This is a genomic window from Hydrogenophaga sp. RAC07 (genome assembly GCF_001713375.1).
Classification (GTDB): Bacteria; Pseudomonadota; Gammaproteobacteria; order Burkholderiales; family Burkholderiaceae_C; genus Hydrogenophaga.
In genome coordinates this window covers 176,734-202,458 of the sequence record NZ_CP016449.1, presented here as the reverse complement: position 1 = coordinate 202,458, position 25,725 = coordinate 176,734, and the positions used below count along the sequence as shown (strand labels likewise).

30 protein-coding genes are annotated in these 25,725 nt (G+C 66.0%); 7 read left to right on the top strand and 23 right to left on the bottom strand.

Annotation, left to right across the window (positions count from 1 at the left end; translation table 11 throughout):
- Nucleotides 1-2: 2 nt before the first annotated feature.
- From rpmD to BSY239_RS00805, 16 genes are all read right to left on the bottom strand, one after another.
- Nucleotides 3-185, bottom strand: coding sequence for a 50S ribosomal protein L30 (gene rpmD / locus BSY239_RS00880; protein ID WP_056268982.1), 183 nt, complete (start codon nt 183-185; stop codon nt 3-5).
- A gap of 11 nt (nt 186-196) precedes the next feature.
- Nucleotides 197-715 carry a 30S ribosomal protein S5 gene (rpsE, locus tag BSY239_RS00875; RefSeq protein WP_056268984.1) on the bottom strand — a complete coding sequence of 173 codons (519 nt, stop codon included), beginning with the start codon at nt 713-715 and terminating at the stop codon, nt 197-199.
- A gap of 18 nt (nt 716-733) precedes the next feature.
- On the bottom strand, nt 734-1,099 hold the full coding sequence (gene rplR / locus BSY239_RS00870) for a 50S ribosomal protein L18 (protein ID WP_069045175.1): 366 nt from the start codon (nt 1,097-1,099) through the stop codon (nt 734-736).
- Nucleotides 1,100-1,110: 11 nt separating this feature from the next.
- Nucleotides 1,111-1,644: a 50S ribosomal protein L6 gene (gene rplF, locus BSY239_RS00865; protein WP_069045174.1), complete on the bottom strand. Its 534-nt coding sequence runs from the start codon at nt 1,642-1,644 to the stop codon at nt 1,111-1,113.
- Nucleotides 1,645-1,666: 22 nt separating this feature from the next.
- On the bottom strand, nt 1,667-2,062 hold the full coding sequence (gene rpsH, locus BSY239_RS00860) for a 30S ribosomal protein S8 (protein WP_056268992.1): 396 nt from the start codon (nt 2,060-2,062) through the stop codon (nt 1,667-1,669).
- An 18-nt stretch (nt 2,063-2,080) separates the two neighbouring features.
- Nucleotides 2,081-2,386: a 30S ribosomal protein S14 gene (gene rpsN, locus BSY239_RS00855; protein WP_056268994.1), complete on the bottom strand. Its 306-nt coding sequence runs from the start codon at nt 2,384-2,386 to the stop codon at nt 2,081-2,083.
- An 8-nt stretch (nt 2,387-2,394) separates the two neighbouring features.
- Complete coding sequence (gene rplE / locus BSY239_RS00850; protein ID WP_069048688.1) at nt 2,395-2,934, bottom strand: 50S ribosomal protein L5; 540 nt, start codon at nt 2,932-2,934, stop codon at nt 2,395-2,397.
- A gap of 2 nt (nt 2,935-2,936) precedes the next feature.
- On the bottom strand, nt 2,937-3,257 hold the full coding sequence (gene rplX / locus BSY239_RS00845) for a 50S ribosomal protein L24 (RefSeq protein ID WP_069045173.1): 321 nt from the start codon (nt 3,255-3,257) through the stop codon (nt 2,937-2,939).
- Nucleotides 3,258-3,266: 9 nt separating this feature from the next.
- Nucleotides 3,267-3,635: a 50S ribosomal protein L14 gene (gene rplN, locus BSY239_RS00840; RefSeq protein ID WP_056268999.1), complete on the bottom strand. Its 369-nt coding sequence runs from the start codon at nt 3,633-3,635 to the stop codon at nt 3,267-3,269.
- A gap of 200 nt (nt 3,636-3,835) precedes the next feature.
- Nucleotides 3,836-5,419: a glycerol-3-phosphate dehydrogenase/oxidase gene (locus BSY239_RS00835; protein ID WP_069045172.1), complete on the bottom strand. Its 1,584-nt coding sequence runs from the start codon at nt 5,417-5,419 to the stop codon at nt 3,836-3,838.
- Between the two features lie 70 nt (nt 5,420-5,489).
- Nucleotides 5,490-7,223, bottom strand: a complete 1,734-nt coding sequence (locus BSY239_RS00830) for an ABC transporter substrate-binding protein (RefSeq protein ID WP_069045171.1) — start codon at nt 7,221-7,223, stop codon at nt 5,490-5,492.
- A 91-nt stretch (nt 7,224-7,314) separates the two neighbouring features.
- Complete coding sequence (locus BSY239_RS00825; RefSeq protein ID WP_069045170.1) at nt 7,315-7,623, bottom strand: DUF2160 domain-containing protein; 309 nt, start codon at nt 7,621-7,623, stop codon at nt 7,315-7,317.
- A 107-nt stretch (nt 7,624-7,730) separates the two neighbouring features.
- Nucleotides 7,731-8,543: a carbohydrate ABC transporter permease gene (locus tag BSY239_RS00820; protein ID WP_069045169.1), complete on the bottom strand. Its 813-nt coding sequence runs from the start codon at nt 8,541-8,543 to the stop codon at nt 7,731-7,733.
- Nucleotides 8,536-9,429: a carbohydrate ABC transporter permease gene (locus tag BSY239_RS00815; protein WP_069045168.1), complete on the bottom strand. Its 894-nt coding sequence runs from the start codon at nt 9,427-9,429 to the stop codon at nt 8,536-8,538. Before BSY239_RS00815 ends, BSY239_RS00820 begins: the two co-directional genes overlap by 8 nt.
- Nucleotides 9,426-10,502, bottom strand: a complete 1,077-nt coding sequence (locus BSY239_RS00810; protein WP_069045167.1) for an ABC transporter ATP-binding protein — start codon at nt 10,500-10,502, stop codon at nt 9,426-9,428. The genes BSY239_RS00815 and BSY239_RS00810 overlap by 4 nt, the downstream gene beginning before the upstream one ends.
- Nucleotides 10,502-11,578 carry an ABC transporter ATP-binding protein gene (locus BSY239_RS00805; RefSeq protein ID WP_069045166.1) on the bottom strand — a complete coding sequence of 359 codons (1,077 nt, stop codon included), beginning with the start codon at nt 11,576-11,578 and terminating at the stop codon, nt 10,502-10,504. The genes BSY239_RS00810 and BSY239_RS00805 overlap by 1 nt, the downstream gene beginning before the upstream one ends.
- Nucleotides 11,579-11,738: 160 nt before the next feature.
- Between BSY239_RS00805 and BSY239_RS00800 the strand changes: the two genes are divergently transcribed.
- Genes BSY239_RS00800 through proC form a run of 3 tightly spaced genes read left to right on the top strand, consistent with a single transcriptional unit; the run spans nt 11,739 to nt 14,904 of the window.
- A complete protein-coding gene (locus tag BSY239_RS00800) occupies nt 11,739-12,533 on the top strand; it encodes a DeoR/GlpR family DNA-binding transcription regulator (protein WP_069045165.1) in 795 nt (264 codons plus the stop codon).
- A gap of 17 nt (nt 12,534-12,550) precedes the next feature.
- Nucleotides 12,551-14,044: a glycerol kinase GlpK gene (gene glpK, locus BSY239_RS00795; RefSeq protein ID WP_069045164.1), complete on the top strand. Its 1,494-nt coding sequence runs from the start codon at nt 12,551-12,553 to the stop codon at nt 14,042-14,044.
- A 32-nt stretch (nt 14,045-14,076) separates the two neighbouring features.
- Nucleotides 14,077-14,904 (top strand): pyrroline-5-carboxylate reductase, encoded by an 828-nt coding sequence (gene proC / locus BSY239_RS00790; protein WP_069045163.1) that lies wholly within the window; start codon nt 14,077-14,079, stop codon nt 14,902-14,904.
- 57 nt (nt 14,905-14,961) lie between these two features.
- On the opposite strand, the gene BSY239_RS00785 is transcribed toward proC, so the two are convergent.
- The 6 genes from BSY239_RS00785 to recG form a co-directional block, all read right to left on the bottom strand.
- A complete protein-coding gene (locus BSY239_RS00785) occupies nt 14,962-15,276 on the bottom strand; it encodes a CcdB family protein (protein ID WP_069045162.1) in 315 nt (104 codons plus the stop codon).
- A gap of 7 nt (nt 15,277-15,283) precedes the next feature.
- Nucleotides 15,284-15,553: a type II toxin-antitoxin system Phd/YefM family antitoxin gene (locus BSY239_RS00780; protein WP_069045161.1), complete on the bottom strand. Its 270-nt coding sequence runs from the start codon at nt 15,551-15,553 to the stop codon at nt 15,284-15,286.
- Nucleotides 15,554-15,649: 96 nt separating this feature from the next.
- Nucleotides 15,650-16,522 carry a 4-hydroxybenzoate octaprenyltransferase gene (gene ubiA / locus BSY239_RS00775; protein WP_069045160.1) on the bottom strand — a complete coding sequence of 291 codons (873 nt, stop codon included), beginning with the start codon at nt 16,520-16,522 and terminating at the stop codon, nt 15,650-15,652.
- Nucleotides 16,523-16,533: 11 nt separating this feature from the next.
- Nucleotides 16,534-17,037, bottom strand: a complete 504-nt coding sequence (locus tag BSY239_RS00770) for a Dps family protein (RefSeq protein WP_069045159.1) — start codon at nt 17,035-17,037, stop codon at nt 16,534-16,536.
- Nucleotides 17,038-17,072: 35 nt separating this feature from the next.
- Nucleotides 17,073-18,032 (bottom strand): LysR substrate-binding domain-containing protein, encoded by a 960-nt coding sequence (locus BSY239_RS00765; protein WP_069045158.1) that lies wholly within the window; start codon nt 18,030-18,032, stop codon nt 17,073-17,075.
- A 117-nt stretch (nt 18,033-18,149) separates the two neighbouring features.
- Complete coding sequence (gene recG, locus BSY239_RS00760) at nt 18,150-20,249, bottom strand: ATP-dependent DNA helicase RecG (protein ID WP_069045157.1); 2,100 nt, start codon at nt 20,247-20,249, stop codon at nt 18,150-18,152.
- Between the two features lie 100 nt (nt 20,250-20,349).
- Between recG and BSY239_RS00755 the strand changes: the two genes are divergently transcribed.
- The 4 genes from BSY239_RS00755 (at nt 20,350) to BSY239_RS00740 (ending at nt 24,553) form a co-directional block, all read left to right on the top strand.
- Nucleotides 20,350-20,967 (top strand): flavin reductase family protein, encoded by a 618-nt coding sequence (locus BSY239_RS00755; protein WP_069045156.1) that lies wholly within the window; start codon nt 20,350-20,352, stop codon nt 20,965-20,967.
- Between the two features lie 82 nt (nt 20,968-21,049).
- Nucleotides 21,050-22,162, top strand: coding sequence for a tRNA preQ1(34) S-adenosylmethionine ribosyltransferase-isomerase QueA (gene queA / locus BSY239_RS00750; RefSeq protein ID WP_069045155.1), 1,113 nt, complete (start codon nt 21,050-21,052; stop codon nt 22,160-22,162).
- Nucleotides 22,149-23,321, top strand: coding sequence for a tRNA guanosine(34) transglycosylase Tgt (gene tgt, locus BSY239_RS00745; RefSeq protein ID WP_069045154.1), 1,173 nt, complete (start codon nt 22,149-22,151; stop codon nt 23,319-23,321). Before queA ends, tgt begins: the two co-directional genes overlap by 14 nt.
- Before the next feature lie 50 nt (nt 23,322-23,371).
- The gene (locus BSY239_RS00740) at nt 23,372-24,553 is read left to right on the top strand and encodes an MFS transporter (RefSeq protein WP_069045153.1); all 1,182 of its coding nucleotides are present in this window, start codon (nt 23,372-23,374) and stop codon (nt 24,551-24,553) included.
- 7 nt (nt 24,554-24,560) lie between these two features.
- Here BSY239_RS00740 and BSY239_RS00735 read toward each other — a convergent pair whose 3' ends face one another.
- A complete protein-coding gene (locus BSY239_RS00735) occupies nt 24,561-25,721 on the bottom strand; it encodes a response regulator (protein WP_069045152.1) in 1,161 nt (386 codons plus the stop codon).
- Between the last annotated feature and the right edge of the window lie 4 nt (nt 25,722-25,725).

The window sequence follows — 25,725 nt, the reverse complement described above, 5'->3', positions numbered from 1 at the left end:
GATCAGAGTACTTTGACCAGATAGCTGATCTTGTTGATCATGCCGCGCACGGCAGGTGTGTCCTGCAGCTCGCTGGTGCTGTTGAGTTTGCGCAGGCCCAGGCCGCGCACGGTGTCGCGGTGGGATTGCTTGGTTCCGATGGGGCTGCGCACCAACTGAACCTTGACGGTGTTTTGAGTGGTCATGATCGCTCCAATCAACCCAGGATGTCTTCGACGGACTTGCCACGCTTGGCAGCCACATCGGACGGGGTGGTTGAATTCTTCAGGGCGTCCAGCGTGGCACGCACCAGGTTGTAGGGATTGCTCGAACCATGGCTCTTGGCCACGACGTCGGTGATACCGAGCACTTCAAAAACAGCGCGCATCGGGCCGCCGGCAATGATGCCGGTACCCTTGGAGGCGGGCAGCATCATGACGTTGGAAGCGCCGTGCTCGCCGTGCACGCTGTGGTGCAGGGAACCGTTCTTGAGCGACACCTTGATCATGTTGCGACGAGCCGCTTCCATGGCCTTCTGAACGGCCACCGGCACTTCACGCGCCTTGCCCTTGCCCATGCCCACGCGGCCATCGCCGTCGCCGACGACGGTCAGTGCTGCGAAACCGAGGATGCGACCGCCCTTGACCACCTTGGTCACGCGGTTGATCGCGATCATCTTTTCGCGCAAACCGTCTTCGTTCGCTTCGTTCTTGATGTTTGCCGTAAATTTAGCCATTTTGTGGTTTCCGTTTGATCAGAACTGCAGGCCGGCTTCGCGGGCGGCGTCTGCCAGGGCTTTCACCCGACCGTGGTAGGCAAAACCGGAGCGGTCAAAAGCCACCTTTTCAATGCCGGCGGCCTTGGCCTTCTCGGCGATGCGCTTGCCGATCAAGGCTGCGGCGGCGGCATTGCCACCTTTGCCCGCGCCACCAATCTGGGCACGCACTTCCGCTTCGGCCGTGGAGGCCGAGGCCAGCACCTTGGCGCCGTCGTCGGAGATGACGTTGGCGTAGATATGCAGGTTGGTGCGGGTCACGCTCAGGCGGACAGCACCCTGCTGTGCAATGCGGATCCGCGTTTGGCGGGCGCGGCGCAGACGTTGCTCTTTTTTGGTCAACATGATCCTGATCCTTATTTCTTCTTGGTTTCCTTGATCACGACCTTTTCATCCGCATAACGGATGCCCTTGCCCTTGTAGGGCTCGGGGGGGCGCACGGCCCGCACTTCGGAAGCGACCTGACCAACACGCTGACGGTCCGAACCCTTGATCAGGATTTCGGTCGGCGTCGGCGTTTCCACCTTGATACCGGCAGGCATGTCCATCACCACCGGGTGGGAGTAACCCACCGTCAGGTTCAGCTTGGTGCCTTGTGCCTGGGCCTTGTAGCCCACGCCCAGCAGCGTGAGCTTCTTTTCGAAGCCCTTGCTGACGCCGTTGACCATGTTGTTGACCAGCTGACGCATGGTGCCCGACATGGCATTGGCTTCGCGGGACTCGTTCACAGGAACGAAAGTCAGCGCGCCGTTGTTGCTTTCAACCTTGACCAGCGCGTTTTGCGCCAGCGCCAGGGCACCCAGGGTGCCCTTGACGTTGATCAGATCGTCTTTGACGGCGATCTCGACCCCGACAGGGATGGAGACCGGCAGTTTTCCAATACGTGACATTAATTGCTCCTCAATGCCCGCATCAGGCGACGTAACACAGGACTTCGCCGCCGACACCGGTGGCGCGAGCCTTGCGATCGGTCATCACACCCTGGGGCGTGGTGACGATGGCCACACCCAGACCGTTCTGGACCTGGGGGATGGCGTTGCGACCGCGGTAAACACGCAGGCCGGGACGGCTCACACGCTCGATGCGCTCGATCACGGGACGGCCAGCGTAGTACTTCAAGGCGATTTCGAGTTCGCTCTTGCCGTCGTTGTTCTTGACCTGGAATCCGTCGATGTAGCCTTCGTCCTTCAGGACTTGGGCAATCGCGGCTTTGACCTTGGAGGCCGGCATCGACACGGTGGACTTCTCGACCATCTGCGCGTTGCGGATGCGGGTCAACATGTCGGCGATAGGATCACTCATGCTCATGTGGGGTTCTCCTAGGGCTTACCAGCTGGCTTTGGTGATGCCGGGGATTTCTCCGGCAAACGCCATTTCGCGGACCTTGGCGCGAGCCAGGCCGAAATGAGCGAAGGTGCCGCGCGGACGACCGGTGATCTCGCAGCGGTTGCGCTGGCGGGTCGGGTTCGAATTGCGGGGCAGCTTCTGCAGACCCAGGCGGGCCGCATCGCGCTCTTCGTCGGACTTCTTGACGTCGTTGGCGACGGCTTTGAATTCGTTGTATTTCTTGGCGAACTTGGCCGCGAGTTTCTCGCGCTTGAGTTCACGTTGCAGTAGTGCTTGTTTAGCCACGCGCCACCTCAGTTCTTGAACGGGAAACGGAAACCAGCCAGAAGAGCCTTGCACTCTTCGTCGTTCTTGGCGGTCGTCGTGATGCTGATGTTGAGACCGCGCAAGGCGTCAACCTTGTCGTACTCGATCTCAGGGAAGATGATCTGTTCCTTGACGCCGACGTTGTAGTTGCCGCGGCCGTCGAACGAGCGACCGGAGATACCACGGAAGTCGCGCACACGGGGCAGAGCCACGGTGACGAAACGGTCCAGAAATTCGTACATCTTGGCGCCGCGCAGGGTCACCATGCAGCCGATGGCCTGCTGTTCGCGGATCTTGAAACCGGCGATGGCCTTGCGGGCCTTGGTCACCACTGGCTTCTGACCGGCGATCTTGGTCAGGTCGCCCACGGCGTTGTCCATGACCTTCTTGTCGGCCACAGCTTCGCTCACACCCATATTCAGCGTGATCTTGGTGATGCGGGGCACCTCCATGATCGACTTGTAGCCGAACTTCTCCACCAGGCTGGGCGCGATCTTGTCGCGGAAAATTTCTTGCAAACGTGCCATGGTCATGCCGCCTTGATTTCTTCGCCGCTGGACTTGAAGACGCGCACTTTCTTGCCGTCAGCCAGGAGCTTGATGCCCACGCGATCCGCCTTGCCCGTGGCGCCATTGAAGATGGCGATGTTGGACTGGTGGATGGGCATGGTTTTTTCGATGATGCCGCCGGTCACACCCTTCATGGGGTTCGGCTTGGCGTGCTTCTTGACGATGTTCACGCCTTCGACGACCAGCTTGCTGTCGTCGGCACGGAGCACGACCTTGCCGCGCTTGCCCTTGTCGCGTCCTGCGATCACGATGACTTCGTCACCACTGCGAATCTTGTTCATGATGATTCCTCAGAGAACCTCGGGCGCCAGCGACACGATCTTCATGAACTTTTCGGTGCGCAGCTCGCGCGTCACCGGTCCGAAGATGCGGGTGCCGATGGGCTCCAGCTTGGCGTTGAGCAACACTGCTGCGTTGCCGTCGAATTTGATGAGGGCGCCGTCTTGACGACGGATACCCTTGGCGGTGCGAACCACCACAGCGTTGTAAACCTCGCCTTTTTTGACGCGGCCACGGGGCGCTGCTTCTTTGATGGTGACCTTGATGACGTCGCCCACGCTGGCGTAACGCCGCTTGGAGCCGCCGAGCACCTTGATGCACATCACGGACTTGGCACCCGTGTTGTCGGCAACATCGAGTCGAGATTGCGTTTGGATCATTTGATTTAAGTCCCAACTTGAATCCCCCCAGCCACCACGGCCGGGAGTGATCAGTCTTGGGCCCGTCGTCGAGAACCGAAGCGGCCTGAGCCAACTTCAACTCTGTCCGAATGGGCAGATTGCCTCGCTTTTTTGGAGCGAAGCCGCGCAGTATCACATGGTTTCAGCGGACTGTCAACGCTGTGGCCGGTAAAAATCAGCTAATTCGCTGCGGACGAGGGCAGATAGCGGGTGCACAGGTCCAGAAATGCGCCCAGGGCCGGGTCCGAGCCCAGCTCCTGCTGCAGGATGCCGGCCACGGCGGGCGCCATCCGGGCGGCTTCGGCGGCATCCAGGAACAGGATGCGCGAGCGGCGGGCGAGCACATCCTCCACCGTCCGGGCGTGCTCGAAGCGGGCGGCGTAACGCACCATGGCTTCGGTCACGCCAGCCCCCAGGGTGTTGTTTTGCCCGGGGCATTCGTTGACCTGCGCCCCGTCGGACCCGTACAGGTGCAGGCCGGGCGCCGCGTGCAGGGGCGTGGCTGGACTGGCCACGGCAGCGCCCCTGAGCACATGCGCTTCGCTCTGGCCGCCCGCGCGCCGGGGCAGCAGCCGGCTGGCGAAGCATCGCTCCAGCACGTCTTCCGCCATGGCGCGGTAGGTGGTCCATTTGCCCCCGGTCACGGTGACCAGGCCGTTGGGGTCGACCACGATGGTGTGTTCGCGCGACAGCACCTTGGTGCCACCCTCGGCTGCGGCGGGTGCGGCCACCAGGGGTCGCAGGCCCACCCAGAGGCTCTTGATGTCTTCACGGCGCACCGGCCGGCTCAGAGCCTGGCTGGCCTCGCTGAGGATGAATTCGAGCTCTTCGGCAAAGGCATCGGGCTCGCGCGGCAGGTCCCGGCGCGGGGTGTCGGTGGTGCCCAGCACCAGTTTGCCCAACCACGGCACGGCGAACAGCACGCGGCCGTCGCGCGTCTTGGGCACCAGCAGTGCGTGGCCGCCGGGCATGAAGTCGCGGTCCACCACCACGTGCACGCCCTGGCTGGGGCTGACCATGCGCGAGGGTGTGCCCGGGTGGGCGGGCGGCTGGGTGTGGTCGCGCAGCGCGTCGACCCAGACACCGGTGGCGTTGACCACGCAGCGGGCCTGCAACTGCAACGTGGCGCTGCCGAGTCGGTCCTTCACGTCCAGCGACGACAGGGGGGCGTCGCCCCCGGCGAGCTGGCGCACCGCCGTCACTTCGGCATAGTTCACAACCTGGGCCCCCGCGGCCTCGGCGCTGCGGGCCAGCGCCAGCGCGAGGCGCGCATCGTCGAACTGGCCGTCCCAGTACTTGACGCCACCGCGCAAGCCCTCGGGGTTCACCCCGGGCAGGGCCTGCAGGGTCTGCGAGCGGCTGAGGAATTCGGTGCGGCCCAGCCCGGCGCTGCCGGCCAGCATGTCGTAGAGCTTGAGGCCGATGCCGTAAAACGGGGTCTGCCACCACTTGTAGGACGGCATGACGAAGGGCAGCGGTTGCGCGAGGTGGGGCGCGATGCGCAGCACCGTGGCCCGCTCCGCCAGGGCTTCGCGCACCAGGGCCAGGTTGCCCTGCGCCAGGTAGCGCACGCCGCCGTGCAGCAGTTTGGTGGATCGCGACGAGGTGCCGCCGGCAAAGTCGTGCGACTCCAGCAGCACCACCGAGAAACCGCGCAGTGCCGCGTCGAGCGCCACCCCGAGTCCGGTGGCACCACCACCGACGACCGCCAGGTCAAAAACGCCGTGGCGGGGGAGCGATTCAAGCAGTTCTGCGCGTGTCATGAAATGGGGGGTGGCCCTCCGCACCGGGGCGGCGCGAAGGGCGGGTTGCTACAAAAACCAGTGCGTCACATCAACGCGCCTTGCCATTCTTCCATGCGTTGAGCAATTGGTCGTAGGCGATGGTCTCTCCCTTGGGCTTCTCGTTCGCCAGCTTTTTCCAGGGTGCGGCCTTGTCGCTCAGGTACTTGGCGGGGTCGCCCTTGGGGTTGAGCTTGGGCGCGCAGCGCTCCATGCCGGCGCGCTCCAGGCGGCTCATGACCTGGTCCATCTGCTCGGCCAGGTTGTCCATGGCCACCTGCGGCGTTTTCTCACCCGTCACGGCTTGCGCCACGTTCTGCCACCAGAGCTGGGCCAGCTTGGGGTAGTCGGGCACGTTGGTGCCGGTGGGCGTCCAGGCCACGCGGGCCGGGCTGCGGTAGAACTCGACCAGGCCCCCCAGCTTGGGCGCCAGATCGGTCATGGCCTTGCTCTGGATGTCGCTCTCGCGGATGGGGGTCAGGCCGACGATGGTCTTCTTCAGCGAGGTGGTCTTGGCGGTCACGAACTGCGCGTACAGCCAGGCGGCGGCCGTCTTGTTCTCGTCGTGGCCGTTGAAGAACGACCACGAACCCACGTCCTGGTAACCGTTCTGCATGCCCTGCTTCCAGTACGGGCCGTTCGGGCCGGGTGCCATGCGCCACTTGGGCGTGCCGTCGGCGTTGACCACCGGCAGGCCGGGCTTGGTCATGTCGGCGGTGAAGGCGGTGTACCAGAAGATCTGCTGCGCGATCTGGCCCTGGGCGGGCACCGGGCCGGCTTCGCCGAAGGTCATGCCGGTGGCTTCTTTCGGCGCGTACTTCTTCATCCAGTCGATGTACTTGGTGAGCGCGTACACGGCGGCCGGCGAGTTGGTGGCGCCGCCGCGCGAAACGCTGGCACCCAGCGGCGTGCAGCCGTCGGCCGAGGCACGGATGCCCCACTCGTCCACCGGCTTGCCGTTGGGAATGCCGATGTCGGCGGTGCCGGCCATCGAGAGCCAGGCGTCGGTGAAGCGCCAGCCCAGCGAGGGGTCCTTCTTGCCGTAGTCCATGTGGCCGTAGATCGGCTTGCCGTCGATGGTCTTGACGTCTTCGCTGAAGAAGGCGGCGATGTCCTCGTACGCGCTCCAGTTCAGCGGCACGCCCAGGTCGTAGCCGTACTTGGCCTTGAACTTGTCTTTCAGGTCTTGCCGCGCGAACAGGTCGGCGCGGAACCAGTACAGGTTGGCGAACTGCTGGTCGGGCAACTGGTAGAGCTTGCCGTCGGGCGCGGTGGTGAAGCTGGTGCCGATGAAGTCCTTGATGTCCAGGCCGGGGTTGGTGTACTCCTTGCCCTTGCCGGCCATGTAGTCGGTCAGGTTCATCATCTTGCCGTAGCGGTAGTGCGTGCCGATCAGGTCGGAGTCGCTGATCCAGCCGTCGTAGATCGACTTGCCCGACTGCATGGACGTCTGCAGCTTCTCGACCACGTCGCCTTCTTGAATGAGGTCGTGCTTGACGGTGATGCCGGTGATTTCGGCAAAGGCTTTGGCCAGTGTCTTGCTCTCGTACTCGTGCGTGGTGATGGTCTCGGACACCACCGAAATTTCTTTCACGCCCTTGGCCTTGAGCTTGGCGGCGGCATCGATGAACCACTTCATCTCGGCGGCCTGCTGGGCCTTGGTGAGGGTGGAGGGCTGGAACTCGCTGTCGATCCACTTCTTGGCGGCGGCCTCGTCGGCCCAGGCCGGCAGGGAGCCCAGGGCGAGCAAGGCTGCCAGGGCCAGTGGGGTGTGTCGCAATCTCATGTTTGTCTCCTCGATCGGTGTGCTTCCCCGGTGTGTGACAGGTCTCGGCCCCGGGGAAGCAACGGGCCGAATACCGAAGACCATGAAACGATCAGCCCTTGCGCAGTGCCAGCACCAGCCAGGCCATGGATGCGATGAAGGAAATCCAGATGCTGGGCTCCTGCTCCAGCGACAGCCATTGCGTGATCCAGCCCGCCAGGCCGATGAAGGCCAGGTTGATGTAGGCCGCGCCGAGCAGGCCGATGAAGAGCCGGTCACCGCGCGTGGTGACCATGGGCAGGAAGCCCTTGCGTTCGACCGTCGGCGACTTGATCTCCCACACGGTCATGCCGATCAGCATGAGCGCGATGCAGGTGAAGAAAACGGCCACGGGTGTGGTCCAGACCATCCACTGAAACATAAAACCCCCAATCAGTTGGGGTCAGAGCACGCTGCGCCTGGTCTGACCCACAAGGCAATCACAGTTGAGGACAGGGCACGCTTCGCGTGGACTGTCCCGCAAAGCATTCAAACTCGTCCCATCGCAAAACCTTTGGCGATGTAATGCCGCACAAACCAGATGACGATGGCGCCCGGCACGATGGTGAGCACGCCCGCCGCCGCCAGCGTGGCCCAGTCCATGCCGCTGGCGCTCACGGTGCGCGTCATGGTGGCCACGATCGGCTTGGCGTTCACGCTGGTGAGCGTGCGCGCCAGCAGCAATTCGACCCAGCTGAACATGAAGCAGAAGAAGGCCGCCACGCCCACGCCGGCCTTGATGAGCGGCAGGAAGATGGTGAAGAAGAAACGCGGGAAGCTGTAGCCGTCGATGTAGGCCGTCTCGTCGATCTCGCGCGGGATGCCGCTCATGAAGCCTTCGAGAATCCACACCGCCAGCGGCACGTTGAACAGCAAGTGCGCCATGGCCACGGCGATGTGCGTGTCCATCAGGCCGAGCGTGGTGTAAAGCTGGAAGAACGGCAGCAGGAACACGGCCGGTGGCGTCATGCGGTTGGTCAGCAGCCAGAAGAACACGTGCTTGTCGCCCAGGAAGCGGTAACGCGAGAACGCATAGGCCGCCGGCAGCGCCACGGTGAGCGAGATCACCGTATTGATGCCCACGTAGATCAGGCTGTTGATGTAGCCCGAGTACCACGAGGGGTCGGTGAAGATGGTCTTGTAGTTGGCCCAGGTGAACTCGGCCGGCCAGAGCGTGAACGAGGACAGGATTTCCTCGTTGGTCTTGAAGCTCATGTTGAGCATCCAGTAGATGGGCAGCAGCGCGAAGACCAGGTAGGCGATGAGGAACAGCGTCCTCTTCTTGTACGTGCGGTTATCCATGACCCTGCTCCTTTTCCGACGTGCCCAGGCTCTGCATCCAGTTGTAGAGCACGAAGCAGAACAGCAGGATGATGAGGAAGTAGATGAGGGAGAACGCCGCTGCCGGACCGAGGTCGAACTGGCCGACCGCCTTGGTGGTGAGGTACTGCGACAGGAAGGTGGTGGCGTTGCCGGGGCCACCGCCGGTGAGCACGAAGGGCTCGGTGTAGATCATGAAGCTGTCCATGAAGCGCAGCAGCACCGCGATCATGAGCACGCCGCGCATCTTGGGCAGCTGGATGTAGCGGAACACCGCCCACTTGCTCGCGCCGTCGATGCTGGCGGCCTGGTAGTAGGCATCGGGAATGCTGCGCAGCCCGGCGAAGGCCAGCAGCGCCACCAGCGGCGTCCAGTGCCACACGTCCATGATCAGTACCGTCCACCAGGCGTGTGTGGAATTGCCGGTGTAGCTGTAGTCCATGCCCACCCACTGCAGGAAATAGCCCAGCAGCCCGATGTCGGCGCGGCCGAAGATCTGCCAGATGGTGCCGACCACGTTCCACGGGATCAGCAACGACAAGGCCACCAGCACCAGCACCGCCGATGATTTCCAGCCCTGCGCCGGCATGGACAGCGCCAGCGCGATGCCCAAGGGAATTTCCACCAGCAGCACTGCGAGCGAAAACTGGATCTGTCGCCACAGCGCCAGGTGCAGTTCTTCGTCGCGCATCACGGCAGCAAACCATTCGGTGCCCACGAAGACGCGGCGGTCGGGGGACAAGACGTCCTGCACCGAGTAGTTCACCACGGTCATCAGCGGCAGGATGGCCGAGAAGGCCACACAGACGATGACGGGCAGCACGAGGAACCAGGCTTTCTGGTTCACGGGTTTGGTCGTATTGCTCATTTGATGAGTGCCTCGTCCTGGTAGAAGCAGGTGTGCTCACCCAGCACCCGCAGGTGCACGGTCTCGCCCGCTGCCGGGGCAGCGGCCTCGGGCGCGAGGCGGCACTTGAGCCGGTGTTCGCCGGTCTCAAGGGTCACCATCACGTAGGTGCCGATGTCCTGCACGCGTGTGACCGTGGCGGGCAAGGTGTTGGGCTCGCCGGCCTGGCCCAGGGCCAGGTACTCGGGGCGGATGCCGAGCTTGAGCGCGCCCTCGGGCAGGGTCAGGCCGTTGGTGAGGGCGAAGGGTTGACCCAGCACCACGAGGCCGCCGCGAACGCTGGACGCCGGCAAAAAGTTCATGCCCGGCGAGCCGATGAAGTGGCCCACGAAGGTGTGCTCCGGTCGCTCGAACAGCGCCTCCGCCGCGCCCACCTGCACCGCCCGCCCACGCGTCATCACCACCACCTCGTCGGCAAAGGTGAGTGCCTCCACCTGGTCGTGCGTCACGTAAATCAGTGTGAGCTTGAGCTCGTGGTGGATCTGCTTGAGCTTGCGCCGCAGCTGCCATTTGAGGTGCGGATCGATCACGGTCAGTGGCTCGTCGAACAGCACGGCCGACACGTCGGAGCGCACGAGGCCACGGCCGAGCGAGATCTTCTGCTTCTGGTCGGCGCTCAGGCCCGCCGCGCGCATGTCGAGCTGGTGGCTCATCTCCAGCATCTCGGCAATACGGCCCACTTGCGCCTTGATTTCCGCCTCCGGCACCTTGCGGTTCTTCAGCGGAAACGCCAGGTTCTGCGCGACCGTCATGGTGTCGTAGATCACCGGGAACTGGAACACCTGCGCGATGTTGCGCTGCTGCGGGCTCTGGCGCGTCACGTCGCGGCCGTCGAACTGCACCGTGCCTTGTGACGGCACCAGCAGGCCCGAGATGATGTTGAGCATGGTCGTCTTGCCGCAGCCCGAGGGGCCGAGCAGCGCGTAGGCGCCGCCGTCCTCGAAGGTCATCTTCAACGGCAGCAGCGCGTAGTCCTCGTCCTTCGTCGGGTTCGGTTTGTAGGCGTGCGCCAGGTCGAGTTCGATGCGTGCCATCAGTGCGCCCTCCCCGGCCGCGCCGGCGCCCGCACCAGCGGGCCCCCGGCGTCAAAGACAAACAGGCTGTCGGGCTGCAGGTACAGCGTGATCGGCTCGCCCAGCGGGCACACGTGAACCCCGGTGAGTTGGGCCACCAGCTCACCCACGCCGGTGTGCACGTGCACGAAGGTGTCGGAGCCGGCGATCTCGGCCAGCTCCACGCGACCGGGCAGGGCCACATCACCGGGCCGCTGCGTCACGCGCAAGCCACCAGCGCGCAGGCCCAGCGTGAGGCGTTTCGGCGCGTCGGACGGCAAGGGCACGGGCCAGATGTCGCCGCCCTCCACCCGCACGCCACCGGCCACCGCCTCGGCGGCCATCAGGTTCATCGGCGGGTCGCTGAAGGCGCGCGCCACGCGGATGCTTTGCGGCTGGTGAAACACCTCGGCGGTGGGGCCGTACTGCAGCAGCTCGCCCGCGTCCATCACCGCGGTGTAGCCGCCCAACAGCAGCGCCTCGCCCGGCTCGGTGGTGGCGTAGACCACGGTGGAGTCGCCCGTGGCAAAGAGCTGGGTGAGCTCCTCGCGCAGCTCTTCGCGCAGCTTGTAGTCCAGGTTCACCAGGGGTTCGTCGAACAGCATCAGTGGCGCCTGTTTGGCCAGCGCACGCGCCAGCGCCACGCGCTGCTGCTGCCCGCCCGAGAGCTCCGCCGGCAGGCGGCCCAGGAACATGTCGATGTGCAGCCGCGCGGCGATGTCGCGCACCTTCTGGTCCACGTCGCGGTCACCGCGCAGGCGCATGGGCGAGGCGATGTTCTGCGCCACCGTCATCGAGGGGTAGTTGACGAACTGCTGGTAGACCATGGCCACGTTGCGCTGGCGCACCGACATGCGCGTCACGTCCACGCCGTCCACCAGCACACGCCCGGTGGTGGCCACGTCCAGGCCGGCCATGACACGCATCAGGCTGGTCTTGCCGGCTTGCGTGGCGCCGAGCAGCACGGTGACCGCACCGCTCACCAGGCTCAGGCTTTGGGGATAAAGGTGCACGGCAGGCCCAACGGTCTTGCCCACCTGTTCCAGAGACAACTGCATTCGACTCCCAGCGTGAAAAACCGCACATCCATGATCGGATGGCATTTCGTTTGCAGGATTCTATTGTTCGTTTATGTTCGTTTTTATTCGGTATTTACCCTGACCAAGGCCAAAAAGATTTCCGTTATGTTCGGGTGGCCCCGTCTTCCCGCCACCTCCGATGAACCTCAACCCCCGCCACACCGAACTGCTCGACGAAGTGCGCGCCCACGGCCCGCAGACCATCGAGGCGCTGGCCGAACGCTTCGGCGTCACCCTGCAAACGGTGCGCCGCGACGTGCAGCGCCTGGCCGAGGCCGGCTATCTCTCGCGCTTTCACGGCGGCGTGCGCCTGCCGGGTTCGACCACCGAGAACATCGCCTACCGCCAGCGTCAGGCCATGCAGGCGGACGCGAAGACACGCATCGCCCGCGCCGTGGCGCGGCGCGTGCCCAACGGTTGTTCGCTGATCATGAACATCGGCACCACCATCGAAGCGGTGGCGCGCGAGCTGCAGCACCACCGCGGCCTGCGCGTGATCACCAACAATCTGCACATCGCCTCGCTCATGAGCACCCACCCCGACTGCGAGGTGATCGTGGCCGGCGGCGTGGTGCGGGGCGCCGACCAGGGCATCGTGGGCGAAGCCACGGTGGACTTCATGCGCCAGTTCAAGGTCGACATCGGCCTGATCGGCATCAGCGGCATCGAAGCCGACGGCTCGCTGCGCGACTTCGACTACCGCGAGGTGAAGGTGGCGCGCGCCATCGTCGAACAATCGCGCGAGGTCTGGCTCGCGGCCGACCACAGCAAGTTCAACCGGCCTGCGATGGTTGAGCTCGCCCGGCTGGACGACATCGACGTGGTGTTCACCGACCAGCCGCCACCGCCGCCGTTTGGCGACCTCCTGATCCAGGGCAACGTGGAGTGCGTTCTCGCGGACTTCGCCACCCACCACGACACAGCCATCGCCTGACCCCTCCGGACCACCCCATGACCTACCTGCTCGCCCTGGACCAGGGCACCTCCAGCTCCCGCAGCATCGTGTTCGACCACGCAGGCCGCGTCGTGACCATGTCGCAGCGCGAATTTCGCCAGATCTACCCGCAGCCGGGCTGGGTCGAACACGACCCGCGCGACCTCTGGACCACCCAGCTGGAGACCGCGCGCGAGGCCCTGAAACAGGCCGGCCTGAGCGCCGGGAAGATCCATGCCGTGGGCATCACCAACCAGCGCGAGACCACCGTGGTGTGGAACCGCAAAACGGGCGAGCCGGTCTACAACGCCATCGTCTGGCAGGACCGCCGGGCAGAGGCCACCTGCGCCGAGCTGCGCGAACGGGGCGCGAGCGACACCGTGCTGCAGAAGACCGGCCTGCGCATCGACGCCTACTTCTCCGGCACCAAGCTCAAGTGGATCCTGGACAACGTGGCTGGTGCACGCGCGCAGGCCGAGCGCGGTGAACTCGCCTTCGGCACGGTCGACAGCTGGCTGATCTGGCAGCTCACCGGCGGCGCGCGGCATGTGACCGACGTGAGCAACGCCTCGCGCACCATGCTGTTCAACGTGCACACCCGCGAGTGGGACGACGAGCTGCTGGCCCTGCTCGACATCCCCAAGAGCCTGATGCCCGAGGCGCTGCCGTCGAGCGCGCACTTCGGGGAAATGAAGGCCGAGTGGCTGGGCGCGCCGCTGGAAATCGGCGGCGTGGCGGGCGATCAGCAGAGCGCCCTGTTCGGCCAGGCCTGCTTCACCGCCGGCATGGCCAAGAACACCTACGGCACCGGCTGCTTCATGCTCATGCACACCGGCGAACGTTTCCAGGTCAGCCAGAACGGGCTGATCACCACCGCCACGGCGCAACCGCCGGGACCCCAGCAGTACGCACTCGAAGGCAGCGTGTTCATTGGCGGTGCGGTGGTGCAGTGGCTGCGCGATGGCCTGCGCGCCATCCAGTCCAGCAGTGAGGTCCAGTCGCTCGCCGAAAGCGTGCCCGACGCCGGCGGCGTGGTGCTGGTCCCGGCTTTCACCGGCCTGGGCGCGCCCTACTGGCAGCCCGACACGCGCGGCAGCATCACCGGCCTCACACGCGGCACCACCATCGCGCACATCGCGCGCGCCGCGCTGGAGAGCATCGCCTTCCAGAGCGCGGCCCTGCTCGACGCCATGAGCCGCGACGCGGTGGCCGCCGGCGGCGTGCCGGTGAGCGAACTGCGGGTGGACGGCGGCGCCTGCGTGAACGACCTGCTGATGCAGATCCAGGCCGACCTGCTGGGCATCCCGGTGGTGCGGCCCGCGGTCATCGAGACCACCGCGCTGGGTGCTGCCTATCTCGCCGGGCTGCACACCGGCCTCTACGCCGGGCTGGACGAACTCTCGAAACAATGGCGCGCCGAGCGCACCTTTCACCCCACGCTGTCGCGTGAACGCGCGGCTGAAAAAATGGCGCAGTGGGAACACGCGGTGCGGCAGACCGTAGCGCCCTGAAGCGGCGGGTGGCGGCGCGCGACAATGGCGCAATGAACACCCCCACCCACCCCACCATCACCTTCATCGGCGGCGGCAACATGGCCAGCGCCATCGTCGGCGGCCTGCTCCGCCAGGGCCATCCCGTCAGCGCCCTGCAGATCGTCGAACCCTGGGACGAACAGCGCACCAAGCTCGCGCAGCAGTTCCCCGGCGTGTCACTTCTCGCCGCCGCCAGCGCGGATCTGAACCCCTCAAGCCTCGTGGTCTGGGCCGTGAAGCCGCAGACCTTCAAGGACGCCGCCCTCGCCAGTCAGCCCTTCCTCGCCAACGCGCTTCACCTCAGCGTGGCCGCCGGCATCACCAGCGAGAGCATGGCCGGCTGGTTGCAGACGCAGCGCATCGTGCGCGCCATGCCCAACACACCGGCGCTGGTCGGCCTGGGCATGACCGGCCTGTTCGCCCGCGACGGCGCCAGTGCTGCCGACCGCGCGCTGGTCGAAGCCGTGGTGAAGACCACCGGCGAGCTGGTGTGGGTGAGCGCCGAACAACAACTGGACGCCGTGACCGCGCTCTCAGGCTCGGGCCCGGCCTACGTGTTCTATTTCCTGGAAGCCATGCGCGACGCCGGCGCCCGCATGGGCCTGCCGCCCGACGTGGCCTACCAGCTCGCCGTGGGCACCTTCATCGGCGCGTCGACCCTGGCACAACGCTCCGACGATCCGCCGCAGGTGCTGCGCGAACGCGTGACCTCCAAGGGTGGCACGACCTACGCGGCTTTGACGTCGATGGAATCGGCGGGTGTGAAAGCCAAGTTTGAAGAGGCGCTGTTCGCTGCGCAGAAACGGGCCGAGGAGCTGGGGCGGGAGTTCGGGAAGTAAGTCTCGCGCGGCTCTCGGACGCGGTGCGCTCTGCTCCGCAGCTGTCCTCCGAGCAAATCAAATGCCCGACAGCACCGCGTCCATGGCCGACACCAAGGCGCTGGCCTGCGCTGCCACGTTGTCAACCGGTCGGCGCAACTCTTTGGCGGGCAGGGGAGCGGCATAGTGCGCCAGCGCGTGCAGGCGCTTGCCTTTGACCATGATGACCGGACACAGTGTGGTCGGCACCTTGGTCCCTGAACTGAACACGGCGAGCGGCATGGTCAGCCGCGTGGCCAGGGCATCGAGCAGATCACTCTGGATCACGACCACGTAGGGAATGCCGTCGGCTGCGCTGCGGCTGGGATTGGCGTAGACGTCGTACTGCGGCATTGGCGGTTCACCAAGGGCGGAGATCTTCACCCGGAATGCCGAGCGCATCGAATCGGGCGTTCTGGGCTTCAATCCAGTCACCGAACTCGCATTCAAACGCCTTTTTGCGCGCAGCGCGTGTGCTCTTGCCGCTGCTGGCCTGCAGGGCCAGGTACTGCTCAGCCGAGAGGATCACGGTGTCGATGTGGCCGGCCTTCTCAACAAAAACCGGTTCGCGCTTGGCTTGTGCGCAGAGGCTGCCAAATCGATTTTTGGCTTCGGTGGCGGTGACTCGCATGGCGGGCTCCTTGGTGGTTTGGCCATTTTAGCCATTGCTGACCAACGAAGGCACAAGGCTGAAACGCCCGCCCATCTGTTCACGGCCGCAGCTCACTCAACCCAGGCCAAGCACCACGCCCACAAACACGGTGAACCCCAACCAGTGGTTGAGGCGGAACGCCTTGAAGCAGCCGTCGCGGCTGCGGTCCTTGATGAGCTGGAAGTGCCACGCCACCTGGGCCAGCGCCACCACCAGCATCGCGCCCCACACCCAGGGATTCACGACCGCCCAAAGCGCAGCCGTCCAGACCGCAAGGAACACGAGATAGAACGCGGTGACCGAAGGCACGTCGTACACACCCAGCGTGATCGCCGAGGTCTTCATGCCGATGCGCAGGTCGTCGTCGCGGTCGACCATGGCGTACTCGGTGTCGTAGGCCAGCACCCAGAAGAGGTTGCCCAGCAACAGCACCCAGGCCAGCGGCGGCACCTGCGACTGCACGGCCGCAAACGCCATGGGCACGCCGAAGCTGAAGGCCACGCCCAGCACGGCCTGCGGCATGGACACATATCGCTTGGCGTACGGATAGGCCAGCGTGATGGCCAGCGCGGCGAACGACATGAGCACCGTGAGCGTGTTGGTGGTGAGCACCAGCCCGAATGCCGCCAGCGCGAGCACCGCGCCCACGGCCAAGGCTTCGCGCGTGGAGACCTTGCCCGAGGTCACCGGGCGCTGCGCGGTGCGCTTGACGTGTTTGTCGAACTCGCGGTCCGCCACGTCGTTCACGCAGCAACCGGCGCTGCGCATGAGGATGGTGCCGAGCACGAACACGGCCAGCAGGTGCCAGCCGGGGAAACCGCCGGCGGCCACCCACAGCGCCGCCAACGAAGGCCACAGCAGCAGCAGCCAGCCGGCTGGGCGGCTCCAGCGGATCAGGTCAAGGTACAGCGACAGGCGCGAAGGCGCGTGGGACGTTGCAGCGACCATGGGCAGGCAGATCAGTCCTCAAGAATCGAACGCAGCATCCACGCGGTCTGCTCGTGCACCGTGAGGCGCTGCGTCAGCAGGTCGGCCGTGGGCTCGTCGCCCGCCTTGTCGACCACCGGAAACAGCTCACGCGCCGTGCGCGCCACCGCTTCGTGGCCCTGCACGAGGATGCGCACCATCTCCATGGCCTTGGGCGGCGTGGCCGGTGCGTCGGGCACCGAGCTGAGCTTGCTGAACTGGGCGTAGCTGCCGGGGGCGTCGTGGCCCAGCGAACGGATGCGTTCGGCCACCGGATCGACTGCCGTCCACAGCTCGGTGTACTGCGTCATGAACAGGGTGTGCAGCGAAGTGAACATCGGCCCGGTCACGTTCCAGTGGAAGTTGTGCGTGGTCAGGTACAGCGTGTAGGTGTCGGCCAGCAGCTTGGACAGGCCTTTGGCAATCGCCGCGCGGTCCTTCTCGTTGATGCCGATGTTGATGCTGGGCGCACTGACTTTGCTGGCGGTTTTGGCCATGGATAACTCCTTCGGGATGGTTGAAAAACAAAAAATCAAGAGAGGCGTTTGACGCCCGGAAGTTCGCAGGCGTAGATGGCGTTGCGCAGTTCGGCAATGGCCTCGTACCGCGTGAAGCTGCGCCGCCAGGCCAGCACGACGCGCCGCGTGGGCGCCTCGCCCTCGAACGGCAGGTAGCGCACGTACGACGAGTCGCCAAAGTCCTGCCCCGGCGAGGCGTGGCCGTCCAGCGCTGACGAAGGCACCGACAAACGCGGCACCAGCGTCACGCCCATGCCGGCGGCCACCATGTGTTTGATGGTCTCCAGCGACGAACCCTCGAAGCTCTTGCGGATGCCTTCGGCGTCGTTGGAGAAACGCGCGAACTCGGGGCAGACCTCCAGCACGTGGTCGCGAAAACAATGGCCCGTGCCCAGCAGCAGCATGGTCTCGCGCTTGAGCTCTTCGTTCGTGATGTGGCCTTGTTTGGCCAGCGGGTGCGTGTGCGGCACGGCGGCGAGAAAGGGCTCGTCGTAGAGCGCCGCAATCGCCAGGTTGGTGTCGGGAAACGGCTCGGCCAGGATGGCGCAGTCGATCTCGCCCAGGCGCAGTTGTTCGAGCAGCTTGACCGTGAAGTTCTCCTGCAGCATCAGCGGCATCTGCGGCGTGCGGTCGATCACGTGGCGCACCAGGTCGGGCAGCAGATACGGGCCGATGGTGTAGATCACGCCCAGCTTGAGTGGGCCGGCCAGCGGGTCCTTGCCGCGTTTGGCGATTTCCTTGATGGCCGCGGCCTGCTCCAGCACGGTCTGCGCCTGGCGCACGATTTCTTCGCCCAGCGGCGTCACGCTGATCTCGCTGGCGTTGCGCTCGAAGATCTTGAGCTCCAGCTCGTCTTCGAGTTTCTTGATGGCCACCGACAAGGTGGGCTGCGAAACGAAGCAGGCCTCGGCCGCCTTGCCGAAGTGCTTTTCCCGCGCCACGGCCACGATGTATTTGAGTTCGGTCAGCGTCATGAAGCTATTGTGCCCCCCTGCGCCGCTTCGCGTCTTCCCCCCTGGGGACCACGCCAGTGGCCCGGCAAAGCCGGTTCCACGGCGTGTGCTTGATGGAGGCTCGCGCTCCGGTCGACTTCACGCCTTGAGGAATTCCGCCTTGCCACCCAACCAGCGGGCGATGTGTTTTTCGGCCATCTGCGGGTACTCCGCCAGCATCACCGGCGCGGCCTCGCGCGCCCATTCGAGCAGGTGGGTGTCGGTGGCGAGGTCGGCAAAACGCAGCAGCGGCGCGCCCGACTGGCGCGCGCCCAGAAACTCGCCCGGGCCCCGGATTTCCAGGTCGCGCCGGGCGATCTCGAACCCGTCATTGGTTTCCGCCATGGCCTTCAGGCGCTCGCGCGCGGTCTCGCCCAGGCGACCACCGTCGGGCGGTGTGTAGAGCAGCACGCAGGCCGAGGCCGCTGCGCCGCGACCCACGCGACCACGCAGCTGGTGCAGCTGGCTCAGGCCAAAACGCTCGGCGTGCTCGATCACCATCAGCGAGGCGTTGGGCACGTCCACCCCCACCTCGATCACGGTGGTGGAGACCAGCACGCCCATCTGCCCACCAGTGAACAGCGACATCACCGCCTTCTTTTCGGCCACCGGCATGCGCGAGTGCAGCAGACCCACGAGCACGCCGGGCAATGATTCACTCAACTCGGCGTGCGTGGCGGTCGCGTTGGACAAGTCCAGCGCCTCGCTCTCCTCGATCAGCGGGCACACCCAGTACACCTGCCGCCCCTGCGCCAACTGGCCCCGGATGCGCTCGATCACCTCGGCGCGGCGGCTGTCGGCCACCACCTTGGTGACGATGGGCGTGCGCCCAGGCGGGAGTTCGTCGATGGTGGAGACGTCGAGGTCGGCGTAGTAGCTCATGGCGAGCGTTCGCGGAATCGGGGTCGCGGTCATCATGAGCAAATGGGGCTCCCCCTCGGTCATGCCCGATCCCATCTTGCTGCGCAGCGCCAGCCGCTGCGCCACGCCAAAGCGGTGCTGTTCATCAATGATCGCGAGCGCCAGGTTCTTGAACACCACCTGATCCTGAATGACGGCGTGTGTGCCCACCACCAGCGCCGCCTCGCCGCTGGCGATCAGCGCGAGCATTTCGCCGCGTTGCTTTTTTTTCTGGCTGCCGGTGAGCCAGGCCACGCGTTTGCCCAGCGGCGTGAGCAGCGGTTCCAGCCAGCCGATGAGCTTGGCGAAATGCTGCTCGGCGAGGATCTCGGTCGGCGCCATCAGCGCGCATTGCCAGCCTGCGTCGATGGCAATGGCGGCGGCCAGCGCGGCCACCACCGTCTTGCCCGAGCCCACGTCGCCCTGCAGCAACCGGTGCATCGGTAGCTGGCGCATGAGGTCGCGCGCGATCTCTTCACCCACGCGGCGCTGCGCCGTGGTGAGCGCAAACGGCAACACGCCGAGCAGCTGTTCGTGCAGGCCACCCGGCTGGACGCGCAGGGCCGGCGCGCTCAGGGCCGCGCGCTCCTGCCGCGCAGTGAACTGCGAGAGCTGCTGCGCCAGCAGTTCTTCGGCCTTCAGGCGCTGCCAAGCGGGGTGGCTGCGGTCTTCGAGTGCGTCCAGCGACACGTCGGCGCCCGGGTGGTGCAGAAACTGCAGCGCGTCGCGCAGCGTCCAGGTGCCGCGCACCACGGCGTTCAGGCCACCCAGCAGGGCCGGCGGCAGGTTTTCGCCCAGGTCGGCGCGCCGCAGCCCGCTGGCCACCACCTTGCGCAGATACGCCTGCGGCAGCTGCGCGCTGGTGGGGTACACCGGCGTGAGCGCGTCGGGCAATTCACCCCCCGCGGCATGAAACGCCGGATGCACCATGGTCCAGCCCAGGAAACCGCCGCGCAGTTCGCCGCGCACGCGCACCCGTTGCCCCACGGCCAGCGTCTTCTGATGCGCGGGGTAGAAGGTGAAGAAGCGCAGGGTGCAGGTGTCGGTGCCGTCGTCCAGCGTCACCAGCAGCTGGCGGCGCGGGCGCTGCGTGATCTCGCTGTTCGTCACCGTGCCTTCGATCTGCGCCAGTTGCCCGTCGCGGGCCTCACGCAGCGTGACGATGCGGGTTTCGTCCTCGTAGCGCAGCGGCAGGTGCAGCGCCAGATCGATGTCGCGCACGAGCCCGAGTTTGTGCAGGGCTTTCTGGGGGGCGGACAGCGCGGGCGCGGCTGCTTTGCCTTCGGCTTGGGCGGGCATGCGCGCATTGTGCCCGGCCACACACGGTCACCAATGCCCTCGCACGAGCGCGCCCCGTGGCCCTCGCCTAGCATGGTGCGTCACGTCAACTCCTCACCCCATGGACGCCTCACACTTTTACGAACCGTCGCAAGGCCACGGCCTGCCGCACGACCCGTTCAACGCCATCGTCGGGCCGCGCCCCATCGGCTGGGTCTCCACCCGCGCCAGCGACGGCGTGCTCAACCTGGCGCCCTACAGCTTCTTCAACGCCTTCAACTACGTGCCACCCATCGTGGGCTTCTGCAGCATCGGGCACAAGGATTCGGTGCGCAATGTGGAGGCGACCGGCGAGTTCGTGTGGAACCTGGTGACACGCCCGCTGGCCGAACAGATGAACCAGACCTGCGCCCACGTCCCGCCCGAGGTGGACGAATTCGCGCTGGCCGGGCTCACGCCGGTGGCTTCGCGTGTGGTGTCCGTCCCTCGGGTGCAAGAGAGCCCCGTGAGCTTCGAATGCCGGTTGTCGCAGATCGTGCGGCTGACTTCGGCAGCCGGTGCGCCCATCGACAGCTGGCTGGTGCTGGGTGAGGTGGTGGGCGTGCACATTGCACGGCAGCTGCTGAAGGCGGGTGTGTACGACACAGCGAACGCCGGGCACATCCTGCGCGGCGGCGGCCCGGCCGACTACTTCACGATCGGCCCTGAACAGCTGTTCCAGATGCACCGCCCTCGCTGAATCTGGATCGACCGCGCAGAACTGAGACAATCACGGCCTTTGTTTCTTCACTTGGAACGGGCCTGTCCGGCCCTCAAGCTGCATGCCTTCATCTGCCTCCTCTGCGCGCACCCTCACGGTCGCCGACTTTGATTTCCGCCTCCCCCCCGAGCTGATCGCCCAACACCCCGCGCCCGAGCGCAGCGCTTCGCGCCTGCTCGACGGCACGGGCTCCGCGCCGGTAGACCGCATCTTTCGCGAACTGCCCGGCCTGTTGAAGGACGGTGACCTGCTGGTGTTCAACGACACCCAGGTGATGAAGGCCCGCCTCTTCGGCCAGAAGGCCAGCGGCGGCCAGCTCGAAATGCTGATCGAGCGCGTGCTGCTGCCCCTGGAGGCCAGCGACGGCACCGTCCACGAGGTGGTGGCCCACCTGCGCGTGAGCAAAAAACCGCAGCTCGGCGGCCGGCTGCACATGGCCGGAGGCCTGGGCCGTGGCGGGTTTGACGCCGTTTTCATCGGCCGCTGGCCCGACGAACAGGGTCAGCTGTTCCGCTTCCGCCTGCACGGCCCTGCCGGTGAAACGCCCTACGAGCTGATGGCGCGCCATGGCCATGTGCCGCTGCCGCCCTACATCACCCACACCGACGAAGCCGACGACGAACGCCGCTACCAGACCGTGTTCGCGCGCGTGCCTGGCGCCGTGGCGGCGCCCACGGCCGCGCTGCATTTCGACGAGACCGTGCTGGCCGCGCTCGACGCGCGCGGCGTGCGCCGCGCCAGCGTCACGCTGCACGTGGGCGCGGGCACCTTTGCGCCCATGAAGGCCGGGCGCATCGAAGACCACGTGATGCACCACGAGCGCTACGCGATTCCGCCGGCCACCCTGCAAGCGATCGCCGACTGCCGCGCGCGCGGCGGGCGTGTGGTGGCGGTGGGCACCACCACCGTGCGCACGCTGGAGAGCTGGGCACGCTCGGGTGAGACCGAGGGCGACACCAACATCTTCATCACGCCAGGTTTCGGGTTCCAGGTGGTCGACCTGATGGTCACCAACTTCCACCTGCCCCAGTCCACGCTGATGATGCTGGTCAGCGCCTTCGCCGGTTTCGATCACATTCGCGCGCTGTATGCCCACGCCATCGAACACCGCTACCGCTTCTTCAGCTATGGCGACGCCATGCTGCTTTCAAGGAACCCCGATGCTGCAGTTTGAAGTCCTCAAGACCGACCCCACCAGCCACGCGCGCCGCGCGCAGCTCACGCTCAACCACGGCGTGGTGCAGACGCCCATCTTCATGCCGGTGGGCACCTACGGCACCGTCAAGGGCGTGATGCCGCAGAGCCTGCACGACATGGGCGCACAGATCATCCTGGGCAACACCTTTCACCTCTGGATGCGCCCGGGCCGCGAGGTGATGAACAGTTTCGGCGGCCTGCACGGCTTCGAGCAGTGGCACAAGCCCATCCTCACCGACTCGGGCGGTTTCCAGGTCTGGTCGCTCGGCGCCATGCGCAAGATCACCGAAGAAGGCGTGACCTTCGCCAGCCCGGTCAACGGCGACAAGCTCTTCATGTCGCCGGAGGTCAGCATGGACATCCAGACCGGGCTGAACAGCGACATCGTGATGCAGCTCGACGAGTGCACGCCGTACGAGACCAACGGCCACCTGACCACCGAGGCGGAGGCGCGCAAGAGCATGGAGATGAGCCTGCGGTGGGCCAGGCGGTCGCAGGACGAATTCGCGCGGCTGGAGAACCCCAACGCGCTGTTCGGCATCGTGCAGGGCGGCATGTTCGAGCACCTGCGCCAGGAGTCGCTGGACGCACTCGTCGACATGGACTTCCCCGGCTACGCCATCGGCGGCGTGAGCGTGGGCGAGCCGAAAGAGCAGATGCTGCAGATCATGGCGCACACGCCGCACCGCCTGCCGGCGCACAAGCCGCGTTACCTCATGGGCGTGGGCACACCCGAAGACCTGGTGCAGGGCGTGGCCGACGGCGTGGACATGTTCGACTGCGTCATGCCCACGCGCAACGCGCGCAACGGCACGCTGTTCACCCGTTTCGGCGACCTGAAGATCCGCAACGCGCGCCACAAGACCGACCACCAGCCGCTGGACACCACCTGCACCTGCCACGCCTGCGCCGGCAAGAGCGGCGTGAGCTGGGATCAGGGCGGACGCGACGGTTTCAGCCGCGCCTACCTGCACCACCTGGACCGCTGCGGCGAGATGCTGGGTCCCATGCTGGCCACCATCCACAACCTGCACTACTACCTGAACCTCATGCGCGAGGTGCGCGAGGCGCTGGACGCGGGCACGTTCGGCGCCTTCCGAGCGCAGTTCAAGGCGGACCGGGCGCGCGGGGTCTGACTGACGCGCGGGTGCCAGCCGATCGCGGCCAGCGCGTCTAAGCTGCAGCCATGTCGCAGTCCCACGTCCCCCGCCACATCCTGCCCATCCTGGTGCTCGCCCAGTTCCTGGGCACCTCGCTGTGGTTCGCGGTCAACGCGGTCATGCCCGACCTGCAGCGTGAACTGGGCTGGCCCACCAGCGCGGTGGGCACGCTCACCTCGTCGCTGCAGTTCGGCTTCATCCTGGGCACGCTGGTGTTTGCGCTGCTGGCCATTGCCGACCGTTTTGCACCACGCCGCGTGTTCCTGGTGTGTGCGCTCGCTGGTGCGGCCTGCACGGTGGGCGCGTGGTGGATGGTGCGTGACTACACGGCGCTGCTGGGCTGGCGGTTTGCCACCGGCTTCTTCCTCGCGGGCATCTACCCGGTCGGCATGAAGATCGCGGCGCAGTGGTACACGCGCGGTCTGGGTGCAGCGCTTGGTCTGCTGATCGGCGCGCTGGTGCTGGGTTCGGCCAGCGCGCATGCGCTGCGCGCACTCAGCGGCGCCCTGCCCTGGCCCACGCTCATGCTCGGCGTGGCCGCACTGGCTGCCGCCGGTGGCCTGCTGCTGTTCTTCGGCACCACCGATCCGCCCCACGCGCAAGCCCGCGTCACGGTGCTGCAGTGGCGCGCGCTGGCCACGCTGTGGACCGATTCGCGTGTGCGCAGCTCGGTGCTCGGTTACTTTGGCCACATGTGGGAGCTCTACACCATGTGGGTGATGGTGCCGCTGGTGCTGGCCACGCGGCTGCAAGGCACGGCGCTGTCGTGGACCGCGTTCTGCGTGCTCGGGGCCGGCGTGATCGGCTGCGCGGGCGGCGGCTGGGTGGCGCAGCGCTGGGGCAGCGCACGCGTGGCGGGCACGCAGCTGGCCATCAGTGGACTGTGTTGCCTGACGGCCTTCTGGATGATCGATGCGGGCGACGCGCTGTTCTACGCCTGGCTGGTGCTCTGGGGCATCACGGTGTCGGGCGACTCGCCGCAGTTCTCCACCCTCACCGCACGCAACGCGCCGCCGCAGGCCGTGGGCAGCGTGCTCACCCTCACCAACAGCATCGGCTTTGCAATCTCCATCGTGAGCATCCTGCTGTTTGTCTCGCTGGCCGAGACGGTGGCGCTGGGTGCCCTGCTGCCCTGGCTGGCGATCGGCCCGGCGCTGGGGCTGTGGGCGCTGCGACCCTTGTGGCGAGAGGAAGCCCGCCGTCCCTGAAGCGGCTTCAGTGGCCCAGGTGCTGGGCCACCTTCTTGAGCAGCAGGTCGCGGTTGAAGGGTTTGGCCACAAAGTCCACCGCCCCGGCCTTGCGGCTGTCCACGATCACCTGCTTCTCGGTCTGCCCGGTCAGCATGATCACGGGAATGTCCTGCGCCAACGCGGTGCCCTTGAGTTCGCGCGTGAGCGCGATGCCGTCCGAGTCGGGAAGCTTGAGGTCCATCAGGATCAACCCGGGGCGGTTGAACATGAGGAACTGCTGCGCGTCGTTTGCGGTGCCCACCGCGTGCACGTCGTAGCGCGCGGCGGTGAGCAACTGCGTGAGCAGGCGCCGCATGAACTCGTCGTCGTCCACCACCAGCAGCAGCGGGCGGCTCACCTTGGCGTGTTGCATCAGATCGCGCGCGGCCTGCAGCGGTTGGGCCAGCTCTGCCGTGATGGTGTCGACCCAGTCGCGCATGGGTTGCGCCGCCTGCACCACCTCTTCCAGCGTGGGAATCAGCGCCTCGCGCTGCAGTTTGCCGAAGGCTTGTTCCACGCGCGTGGCATCGCGCACCGTCAAGGCGTCGTCCAGGCCGGTCGCCAGGATGCGCTCGGACAAGCCGCCCATGGCGCGGCTGACCGAGGCCTGGGCCTGGCGCGCGGTGTTCTGGGCGTTCTGCGCGTGCACCCGCCCCAACCGCACCTGCTGGGCCAGCTGTTCTTCGAGTGTTTCCGCGCGGCGCGCGAGTGTGGCGAGCTCGGAGAGCGGCGCCAGCGCCAGCTCCTGGTCGAGCGCACCCAGCGCCAGGTGCACCGACATCGCCAGGCGCTTGGCGTCATGCACCAGCGGCCAGAACAACACGTAGTCGTCAAACACCTCCTGCAGGCACAGGTCGAAGGCGCGGCGCACGTTTTCCTTGTCGCACAACAACAGCGTGCGATGCAACAGCGACTGGATCACTTCACTGCGCCGGTACAGGCCGAGGTAAAAGCGTTCGCAGGCTTCCACCGACTTGAAAGCCAGCACCAGCACCTGCGGCTTGACGCGGTCGAACACCGCGTCCGACTTCATCGCATCGGTGGTGGCCTCCACGTGGGGGTAGCGGTCGCGCAGCATGCTGCAGACCTGCTCGGCGTCCACCGCGTTGTCCCCGACGACGAGGATGCGGGCTTCTTTGTGGTTCATGGTG